The organism is Azohydromonas lata NBRC 102462 (assembly GCF_001571085.1).
In the GTDB taxonomy this organism is placed as follows: Bacteria; Pseudomonadota; Gammaproteobacteria; order Burkholderiales; family Burkholderiaceae_C; genus Azohydromonas; species Azohydromonas lata.
In genome coordinates, this window is sequence record NZ_BCTC01000166.1 from 1 (window position 1) to 9,846 (window position 9,846).

A 9,846-nucleotide genomic window follows, 5' to 3' on the forward strand; every position below is an offset into this window, starting at 1 on the left:
ATCATGGTGCTGCACAACGGCGACCTCAACATGGTGACCTGGGAGGAGCGCACCGCCGGCGACCCGAAGTTCGAGGACTCGCAGGTGCTGCCGGCTTTTCCCTTCGCGCAGTACGCGCAGCTGCTGGGGCTGCACGGGCTGCGGGTAGACCACCCGGACGCCATTGCCGGCGCCTGGGAGCAGGCGCTGTCGGCCGACCGGCCCGTGCTGCTGGAGATGGTCACCGACGCCAACGTGCCGCCGCTGCCGCCGCACGTGACCTGGAAGCAGGCCCGCCACTACGCCAAGGCGCTGCTGCAGGGTGACCCGGAGGCGCTGCAGGTCGTCATGGCCAGCATGCGCGAGGCGTGGGACGGGCTCACGACCGGGCGCGGCTGAGGCCTGGAGCAGGCATTGTGAAAAAGCCGCCCGCCGTGCCGCTGCCGCCGCTGGATGCCGCGGCCCTGGAACGCCGCCTGCGCGAGACGGTGCGCGGCGAGGTGCGCTTCGACGACGGCAGCCGCGCCCTCTACGCCACCGACGCTTCCAACTACCGGCAGGTGCCCATCGGTGTGGTGATCCCGCGCGACGTGGACGACGTCATCGCCATCGTCGCCGCCTGCCGTGCGTTCCGTGCGCCGGTGCTCTCGCGCGGCGGCGGCACCAGCCTGTGCGGCCAGTGCTGCAACGTCGCGGTGGTGATGGACTTCTCCAAATACATGAACCATGTGCTGGAGATTGACCCGGCCGCGCGCACCGCCCGCGTGCAGCCCGGCGTGGTGCTGGACGAGCTGCGCGACCAGGCCGCGCGCCAGGGCCTGACCTTCGCCCCCGACCCGGCCACCCACGACCACAACACGCTGGGCGGGATGATAGGCAACAACTCCTGCGGCCCGCATTCGGTCATGGGTGGCGAGACGGTGCACAACGTCATCGAGCTCGACGTGCTGACCTACGACGGCCTGCGCCTGACGGTCGGTGCCACCGACGACGCGGCCTTCGAGCGTATCCGCCAGGCCGGCGGGCGGACGGCGGACATCGTCACCGGTCTCAAACAGCTGGCCGAGCGCTACGCGCCGCTGATCCGGGCGAGGTTCCCCGACATCCCGCGCCGGGTTTCGGGCTACAACCTGCCGGCGCTGCTGCCCGAAAAGGGCTTCGACCTCGCCAAGGCGCTGGTGGGCAGCGAGGGCACCTGCGTCGTGGTGCTGGAAGCGAAGCTGCGGCTGCTGCCCAACCCCAAGGCACGCACGCTGCTGGTGCTGGGCTACAACAGCGTCTACGAGGCCGGCGATCACGTGGTGGAGGTGATGCAGGCCGGGCCGATTGCGCTGGAGGGAATGGACGAGCGGCTCATCGAGGACATGAAGCACACCCACCTGCACGTGGACTACGTCGGCCTGCTGCCCGAAGGCCGGGGCTGGCTGCTGGTGGAGTTCGGCGGCGACACGCGCCAGGAGGCTGATGCCAAGGCGCAGGCCCTGATGGACCGCCTCCAGCAAGTGGACAAGCCGCCGACCATGAAGCGGGTGGACGACCCGGTGCAGGAAGCCCACATCTGGAAGGTGCGCGAGTCGGGTCTGGGCGCCACGGCGCACGTGCCCGGCGCGCCGGTCACCTGGGAGGGCTGGGAAGATTCCTCCGTGCCGCCCGAGCGGCTGGGCGAGTACCTGCGCGCGCTGCGCAAGCTCTTTGACGAGTACGGATACGGTTGCGACCTCTACGGCCACTTCGGCCAGGGCTGCGTGCACACGCGCATCGACTTCGACCTGGAAACCCAGCCCGGCATCGACAAGTTCCGCCGCTTCCTGCACGACGCGGCCCGGCTCGTCACCTCGCTGGGCGGCTCGATTTCGGGCGAGCACGGCGACGGCCAGTCCAAGGCCGAGCTGCTGCCCATCATGTACGGGCCGGAACTGGTGCGCGCCTTCGAGGAGTTCAAGGCGCTGTGGGACCCGGACAACCTGATGAACCCCGGCAAGGTGGTGCACCCCTACCGCGCCGACCAGCACCTGCGCCTGGGCACCAGCTACCGGCCGCTGCCCGTGGCCACGCGCATGTTCTTCGCCGACGACCAGGGCGACTTCGGCCGCAGCGTGCTGCGCTGCGTGGGCGTGGGCGAGTGCCGCAAGCGCGAGGGCACCATGTGCCCCAGCTACAAGGCCACACTGGAAGAAAAGCACTCCACGCGCGGGCGCGCGCACCTGCTGTTCGAGATGCTCAACGGCGAGCGCGAGCAGGGCGTGCTCCGGCGCGGCTGGCAGGACGAGTCGGCGAAGGAGGCGCTGGACCTGTGCCTTTCCTGCAAGGCCTGCAGGCACGAATGCCCGGTGAAGGTGGACATGGCTTCGTACAAGGCCGAGTTCCTGTCGCACTACCACGAGCACCACCCGCGCCCTCTGGCGGCGCGCGTGTTCGGCTTCATCGACCGCTGCTGCGTGATGGCCGACCTGGCGCCGGGCGTGGTGAACGCCTTGTCGCAGCACGAGCCTTTTGCCGGGCTGATCAAGCGCGGCGTGGGCATCGCGCCGCAGCGGCGGCTGCCGGCCTTCGCGCGGCGCAGCTTCCGCGCCGGCTTCGAGTGGCGGCGCGACGACGGCCCCGGCACCCGTGGCGAGGTGCTGCTGTGGCCCGACACCTTCAACGACCATTTCCATCCCCAGGTGGCGCAGGCGGCGGTGCGGGTACTGCGCCACGCCGGCTTCGCGGTGCGGCTGCCGCGCCGGCGGCTGTGCTGCGGGCGGCCGCTGTACGAGTTCGGCTACCTGGACGCGGCGCGCGCCTACCTGCGGCGCGTGCTGGAGGCACTCGACAGTGAGCTGGCCGCCGGCACGCCCGTCGTCGTGCTGGAGCCCGCCTGCCTGTCGGTGTTCAAGGAGGAGCTGTCCATGATGCTGCCGCGCGATGAGCAGGCGCGGCGGCTGCGCCAGCAGAGCTTCCTGCTCAGCGATTTCCTGCAGCAGCGCGCGCCCGACCTGGCGCTGGTGCCGCTGCAACGCTCGGCGCTGGTGCACCTGCACTGCCATCACAAGTCGGTGCTGGGCACCGAGTCCGAGCTGGCGCTGCTCAAGAAGACGGGCTTGGAACTGCGCCAGCCTGACACCGGCTGCTGCGGTATGGCCGGCTCCTTCGGCTTCGAGGCAAAGAAGTACGATGTGTCGATGCGCTGCGCCGAGCGCGTCCTGCTACCGGCGGTGCGCGAGATGGCGCCGGATGCGCTGATCATCACTGACGGGTACAGCTGCCGCGAGCAGATCGTCCAGGCCACCGGGCGGCCGGTGCATCACCTGGCGGAGGTGCTGTGCATGGGCCTGGACGCTCCCCGCTGAAGCTGTTCCCGCAACCGGGCGCGAAGCGCGCTCAGCGCCGGGCCCGCGAGCGCATGTTGAACCACCAGGCCACGCCCAAGGCTACGCCCAGCACGGCAGGGCGGTGGGTGTCGAGCCAGAGCTGCAAGCTGAACCGCTTGGACTGAACGTCGAAGCGGCCATGCGCGCCATGGTCGCCGGGCACCGGCGTGTACAGGTTGTCCTGCCGGCCCGGCGGTAGCGGCTCGTCGGTGTGCTGGCCGTCCACCGCGGTGCGACCGAGCAGCCGATCCAGGAAGCCGGGCACCAGCCGCGTGCCGAGGATGGCCTGCACGGCCGGCCAGCCCACCCAGAGCTCGCGGCGCCGGTGCGTGGCGGCCCAGTACACGCCCCGCGCCGCCACCTCGGGCTGGAAGATCTTGCCCATCGGGCGCGGGCGCTGGTGCAGTGTGGTGCGGCCCCATTCGAACTGCGGCGTGTTGAAGGCCGAGAGCTGCACCATGGTCAGGTGCACCTGACTGCGGTCGTGCGCCAGTTCGCAGCGCAACGAGTCCGTGAAGCCGCGCAGCGCCGCCTTGGCGCCGCAGTACGGCGCCTGCAGCGGGATCGAGCGGTAGGCCAGGGCGGAGCCCACCTGCACGACCGTGCCGCGGTTGCGGGGCTTCATGCGCCGCAGCGCGGCCAGCGTGCCCCAGACCGCGCCGAGGTAAGTGACCTCGGTCGCACGCTTGAAGTCCTCTGGCGTGATCTGCAGGCTGTCCGAGAAGATGGTCGCCATCGCGTTGTTGACCCAGACGTCAATGGGCCCCCACTCGGCCTCTACCCGGGCGGCTGCTGCTTCCACCTGCTGGGCATCGGCCACGTCGGTGGGGATCACGAGCGCCTGGCCTCCAAGACGCTGCACGTCTTCCCGGGCGCCTTCCAGGCCGTCCAGGCCACGGGCCAGCAGCGCGACGCGCCAGCCGTGGCGTGCGAACTCGCGCGCGATGGCGCGCCCGATGCCGGCCGAGGCGCCGGTGACGACTGCGGTGTTCATCTCGAAGGTCCTCCTTGTCGCAGCGGCCGCAATTGCTGCGGCTGCTGCATGGCCACCGGCTCCGTCGCCCGCGTGGCGAAGTCCACGCTGCCCAGGCCCAACAGCAGCGCCAGCGTCCCGGCTGCCACCGCGGCGGCCACGCGCGCCAGTGCGGCGCTGCGGCCCAGGCCCATGAACAGCCCCAGCACCAGGGCCGACTTGAGCGCCGCAATCGCGAGGCCGATCACCAGGTTGAGCCGGCCCAGCGGCACGTAGGCGCTACCCAGGCTCAGCAGCAGCAGCGCCAGCAGCGCGGCCCAGGCCATGCCGATGCGCCGGCAACGGCGCGCGAAGTCGCTCTCGCTCACGAAGCCCTCCCGGCCAGGTACAGCAGCGGATACAGCACGATCCAGACGACGTCCACGAAGTGCCAGTACAGCCCGGCCACCTCCACGTGCCCGGCATCGGCCCAGGGCGAGCCCCGCCACGCACCCAACGCGAAAGTTCCCAGCAGCCCAACGCCGATCAGCAGGTGCAGCGCGTGCAGGCCTGTCATCACGAAATACAGCATGAAGAACAGCTCCGCGCCCGCGTGCCGTGCCAGCGAGAAGCCGGGGCCGGGGAACAGCCCCTCGTGCCACTCCTTGGCGTACTCCACGCCCTTGAGCGCCAGGAAGGCCACGCCCAGCAGCGCGGCGCCGGCCAGCAGCCGGGCCGCCGCGCGCCGGCGGCGCTCCTCGCCCGCGCACATCGTCGCCACGGCCACCAGCGCGCTGCTGGTGAGCAGCAGCGCCGTGTTGAGCGTGCCCAGCACCACGTGCGTGTGGCGGCTGGCCTCGCTGAAGCCGTCGCTCCAGTGCGTGCGGCCCCAGGCGTAGGCGGCGAACAGCCCGCCGAAGAACAGCAACTCGGTGGCGAGGAAGATCCACATGCCCAGCGGCCCCGTGTCCGGCGGCGGCGCTGCGGCTTCGGCGTGGGCGGCGGCGCTCATGGCGGCGTGGTGCCGGCATCCGGCAGCGGGTGCTCCCGCGTCGCGCCGGCCTGCATGGACGCGGAGGCCGGTGGGGGCTCGTAGTCGTACACCCGCCGCGGCGGCCGGGGCGGCTCGTTGAAATTGTGCGTGGGCGGCGGCGAGCCGGTCTGCCACTCCAGCCCGGTGGCGCCGAAGGGGTTGTCCGTGGCGCGTGGGCCGTCAGCCAGCGACCACGCCAGGTACACCAGCGGCAGCAGGTAGCCCAGCGCCAGCACCACCGCGCCGCTGGAAGAGAACAGATTGAGCACCTGGAACTCCGGCGGATAGGCGTGGTAGCGCCGCGGCATGCCGTGCAGGCCCAGCAGGTACTGCGGGAAGAAGGTGAAGTTGAAGCCCAGGAAGATCAGCACCGCCGCGATGCGGGCCCAGACCTCGGAATACATCCGGCCCGTGACCTTGGGCCACCAGAAGTGCAGCGCGCCGAAGTAGGCCATTACCGAGCCGCCGACCATGATGTAGTGAAAGTGCGAAACCACGAAGTACGTGTCCGACAGGTGCACGTCCAGCGACAGCGATGCCAGGAACAGGCCCGTCAGGCCGCCGATGGTGAACAGCCCAACGAAGCCCAGCGCGTAGAGCATGGGCGCATCCAGGCGGATGGCGCCCTTGTGCAGCGTGGCGGTCCAGTTGAACACCTTGATGGCCGAGGGAATGGCCACCAGGAAGCTCAGCAGCGAGAACACCAGCGAGGCCGCCGGCGACTGCCCGGCCACGAACATGTGGTGGCCCCACACCAGGAAGCCGATGCTGGCGATGCCCAGGATGGCGTAGGCCATGAAGCGGTAGCCGAAGATGGGCCGGCGCGCGAAGCAGGGCACGATCTCGCTGACCACACCCATGGCCGGCAGCACCATGATGTAGACGGCCGGGTGCGAGTAGAACCAGAACAGGTGCTGGAACAGCAGCGGGTCGCCGCCGTGCGCCGGGTCGAACACCCCTACCTGGAACAGCCGCTCCGCCACCACCAGCAGCGCCGTGATGGCCAGCACCGGCGTGGCCAGCACCAGGATCACGCTGGTGGCGTAGATCGCCCACACGAAAAGCGGCAGCTGGAACCAGCCCAGGCCCGGCACGCGGCAGCGGTGCACCGTGACGATGAAGTTCAGCCCGGTGAGGATGGAGGAGAAGCCGGTGACGAACACGCCCAGCAGCGTGAGCGTGACGTAGCCGTTGGAGAACATGGACGAGTAGGGCGTGTAGAAGGTCCAGCCCGTGTCCACGCCACCCAGGAACAGCGCGGCCAGCGTCAGCACGCCCCCGGCGAGGTAGACGTACCAGCTCAGCAGGTTCAGCCGCGGAAAGGCCAGGTCGCGCGCCCCGATCATCAGCGGCAGCAGGAAGTTGCCCATCACCGACGGAATCGACGGGATGAGGAACAGCCACACCATGATCACGCCGTGCGCGGTGAAGAGCTTGTTGTAGGTGTCGTCGCCCACCAGGTCGCCCGGCGGCGTGGCCAGCTCCAGCCGGATGAGGGTGGCCGCCGCGCCGCCGACGAAGAAGAAGGCCGTGATGGCGATGGCGTAGAGGATGGCGATGCGCTTGTGGTCACGCGCCAGCAGCCACAAGCGCAGCGTGAGGCCGTCGTCAAGGTAGCTCATGGCTTGTCCCCGTTCGTGGCGTGCAGCCAGGCGATCAGCGCCTGGATGTCCTCCTCGCTCACCTGCCCGGCGAAGGAGGGCATCACCGGCTCGAAGCCGGCCACCACGTCCTTGCGCGGCAGCAGGATGCTGTCGCGCAGGTAGTTGTCGTCGGCCACCACCGTGCGCCCGTCCTGCAGGTGCACGGCGCGGCCGGGCAGGCCGTCGAGCAGCGGCGCGTGCACGGTGGAGCCGGCGGCGTGGCAGCCGCTGCAGCCGAGCTGGCGGAACAGGGCGAAGCCGTATTGCGCCAGGCTGGGCTGCGCCGGCCCTTCGGCGAGCCAGCGGCTGAAGTCGTCCGGGCGCATCACCACGATGCGGCCGATCATGTGCGAGTGCTCGCTGCCGCAGTACTCGGCGCAAAAGAGGCGGAACTCGCCGAGCTGCGTGGCCGTGAACCACAGTGCCGTGATGCGCCCGGGCAGCACGTCCTGCTTGAGGCGGAAGGCCGGCACGTAGAAGCTGTGGATGGCGTCCTGCGAGCTCATGCGCAGCAGCACCGGCTGGCCCAGCGGCACGTGCAGCTCGTTGATCTCGCGCCGGCCGTTGCGGTGCTGCAGCTTCCACATCCACTGCTTGGCCACCACCGCCACCGGCAGCGCCTCGGGAGGCGGGCGGTACAGCCGCAGGTAGTCGCGCGCGGCCCAGGCGTAGATGCCCACGAAGATCAGCAGCGGCGTCAGCGTCCAGGCCACTTCCAGCCACGTCAAGCTACGCTTGGGGCTGGAGCGGTCGGCCGTGCTGCCCTGGCGGTAGCGCACGCAAAAGGCGGTGATCAGCACGCACACGGCCAGCGCCACGCTGCCGCACAGGATCACCATGGCCGTGAACAGCGCGTCCACCGGGGCGGCGGCGGTGGAGGCGGACTGGCCCAGCAGGTGGAAGCCCGCGGGCAGGCCGGCACCGGCTTCGGTGCTCATCGCGCCTTCCGCCCCGGCCGAGCCAGCCGCGCCACCAGGGCCAGCAGCGCCAGCGCTGTGAGCAGCCCCACCGCGCGGGCTGCCTGCATCACGGCCGCGCTGTGGCGCCCAAGCGTCGCGTCGAGGTGGGCACACAGCAGGGCCAGGCGGTCGGACACGCCGCCGATGCGGCCCTCGCCGGCGGCCGCCACCGCCAGCCGCAGCTCCGCGGGGTCGAAGCGCACGCCCGGCAGGTAATGGGAGACGCGGCCCGCGGGCGTGAGCACCGCCACCACGGCGGGGTGGGCGTAGCCCTCCTGCGGGCCGTCGGCGGCGCCGGCGCGGCGGTAGCGCCAGCCCAGGGCTTGCGCCAGCGAGCGCAACGCCGGTTCGGTGCCGGTGAGCAGCCGCAGGTCCAGCGGCGCATCCGGCGCTCGCCCGCCCTCCAGCGCATCGGCGTAGGCCAGGTTGGCCTGGCGCGCGGCTTGCGCGGCGGCCGGCGTATCGGCCGGGTCGATGCTCACCCGCACGATGCGGTAGGCGCCGCGGGGCAGGCCGCTGTCGTGCAGCGCTTCGAGCAGGCCGTGCATCAGCAGCCCGCACAGTTGCGCGCAGCGGTAGTAGCCCAGCGCCAGCAGCACGGGGCGGTCGCCGAAGGTGTCGCCCAGGCGCACCGGGCGGCCGCTGCTGTCCACGAGCGGCAGGTCCGCAGGCAAGGCGGCGTCCAGGCGCTGCTGCAGGCCGGCGTTGGGTGGTGCAGGAGGAATGGACAGCGGCTGTGCCAGCGCTTGGCTCCAGCCCAGCAGCCATGCGGCGAGGCAAGCTGCAAGCGTTGTGCGGCTTCTTGCAGGCGGCAGTCGAAAGCGTGGGCACGGCTGTCTCGTGATTGGCCGAGAGCTGGTTCGTTGGCCTACTGTTTCGTCGTCCCCGCGTAGGCGGGGACCCAGGCGGTCCCACGTCGGAGCGCTAGCGGCAAGGCAGGAAACACGAAGCCAGAGTCCTGCGACCGCATCCCGATCAGTTCCAGCCAGCTTGGGGACCGCCTGGGTTCCCGCCTTCGCGGGAATGACGAAATGGAGGGCGTGGCTTCGTAGCTTCCGTGATGCGGTCGCGTTTTCAACTTGGCTGAACAGGCCATGAACGGTCATGGTGCCCCTCCGGCCGCGCTCGCCGCCGCGCTGGCCGCGGGCGCCGCCAGCAGCGCCATTGCATCCTCGATCGGGATGTGCGCGATCCCCGCGCCGGCATCGACCCAGCCGCGCCCGTGCAACCAGGCTGCCTTCTCGGCCCGATAGGCGGCCAGGTCCGGCTGCGGCGCACTCTGCAACCGGGGCCCGGGGATAGTGAGCGTGTACGGCTGCGCCAGCCGCTCGCCGCCGGGGCGCATGTCCTGCCCGTGCAGCCACGACAGCACCAGGATGACAACGCCGATCACGGTGCCCGCGATGGCCGCGCCGGCCAGGGCGATGCGTCCCGTGGGCAGATCAGGCGCGGACATGCCCAACTTCCTTTGCAGCCGGCGCCGGCGCAGTGGATGCCGCGGCCGCCGGCGCCTCGAACAGCAACAGCCCCATCCCCAGCGCCAGCAGGGGCAACAGCCACCAGCCCAGCCAGGTGCCGGTGGCCACCGAGGGCAGCACCAGCCAGGCGGTGTTGAGCGCCTGGGTCAGCAGCAGCCACGCCGCGATGAGCCCCAGCCGCCGCGGCCTGTCCTTGAGCGGGCGCTGCAGTAGCGCCAGCAGCGGCAGCGCAAGTTGCAGCACCACCAGCGCGACACCGATCCACCACCAGCCGCTGTGCAGCCGCGGCACGTACCAGGCGATCTCGGCGGGCAGGTTCTCGGCCCAAATGATCAGGAACTCCATGAACGCCAGGTAGGCCCAGGTCAGCAGCCACATCAGCAGCAGGTTGCCCAGGTCGCGTGCCACGGGCACCTGCTCGGCCGCCTCGGCTTCCAGCGCGGCGGGCGCCC

9 protein-coding genes and 1 pseudogene are annotated in these 9,846 nt (G+C 70.9%); 2 read left to right on the top strand and 8 right to left on the bottom strand.

The features are described from left to right. The coding region (locus ALA01S_RS29200; RefSeq protein WP_238456005.1) for a thiamine pyrophosphate-dependent enzyme at positions 1–378 on the top strand (378 nt) is incomplete at its 5' end. Between the two features lie 17 nt (positions 379–395). Continuing rightward, positions 396–3,308: an FAD-binding and (Fe-S)-binding domain-containing protein gene (locus tag ALA01S_RS29205; RefSeq protein WP_218011553.1), complete on the top strand. Its 2,913-nt coding sequence runs from the start codon at positions 396–398 to the stop codon at positions 3,306–3,308. A 31-nt stretch (positions 3,309–3,339) separates the two neighbouring features. Here ALA01S_RS29205 and ALA01S_RS29210 read toward each other — a convergent pair whose 3' ends face one another. From ALA01S_RS29210 to ALA01S_RS34180, 8 genes and pseudogenes are all read right to left on the bottom strand, one after another. Next, positions 3,340–4,323 (bottom strand): SDR family oxidoreductase, encoded by a 984-nt coding sequence (locus ALA01S_RS29210; RefSeq protein ID WP_066342969.1) that lies wholly within the window; start codon positions 4,321–4,323, stop codon positions 3,340–3,342. After that, positions 4,320–4,670 (bottom strand): cytochrome C oxidase subunit IV family protein, encoded by a 351-nt coding sequence (locus ALA01S_RS29215; RefSeq protein WP_066342971.1) that lies wholly within the window; start codon positions 4,668–4,670, stop codon positions 4,320–4,322. The genes ALA01S_RS29210 and ALA01S_RS29215 overlap by 4 nt, the downstream gene beginning before the upstream one ends. Further along, positions 4,667–5,293 carry a cytochrome c oxidase subunit 3 gene (locus ALA01S_RS29220; protein WP_066342973.1) on the bottom strand — a complete coding sequence of 209 codons (627 nt, stop codon included), beginning with the start codon at positions 5,291–5,293 and terminating at the stop codon, positions 4,667–4,669. Before ALA01S_RS29220 ends, ALA01S_RS29215 begins: the two co-directional genes overlap by 4 nt. Beyond that, a complete protein-coding gene (ctaD, locus tag ALA01S_RS29225; RefSeq protein WP_066342975.1) occupies positions 5,290–6,936 on the bottom strand; it encodes a cytochrome c oxidase subunit I in 1,647 nt (548 codons plus the stop codon). Before ctaD ends, ALA01S_RS29220 begins: the two co-directional genes overlap by 4 nt. Then, positions 6,933–7,895 carry a cytochrome c oxidase subunit II gene (gene coxB, locus ALA01S_RS29230; protein ID WP_066342977.1) on the bottom strand — a complete coding sequence of 321 codons (963 nt, stop codon included), beginning with the start codon at positions 7,893–7,895 and terminating at the stop codon, positions 6,933–6,935. The genes ctaD and coxB overlap by 4 nt, the downstream gene beginning before the upstream one ends. Continuing rightward, positions 7,892–8,590, bottom strand: coding sequence for an SCO family protein (locus tag ALA01S_RS29235; RefSeq protein ID WP_066342978.1), 699 nt, complete (start codon positions 8,588–8,590; stop codon positions 7,892–7,894). Before ALA01S_RS29235 ends, coxB begins: the two co-directional genes overlap by 4 nt. 428 nt (positions 8,591–9,018) lie before the next feature. Further along, positions 9,019–9,372: a hypothetical protein gene (locus tag ALA01S_RS29240; RefSeq protein WP_066342980.1), complete on the bottom strand. Its 354-nt coding sequence runs from the start codon at positions 9,370–9,372 to the stop codon at positions 9,019–9,021. Continuing rightward, a pseudogene (locus ALA01S_RS34180) lies at positions 9,359–9,846 on the bottom strand (hypothetical protein); the annotation flags it as partial. The gene ALA01S_RS29240 and the pseudogene ALA01S_RS34180, both read right to left, overlap by 14 nt.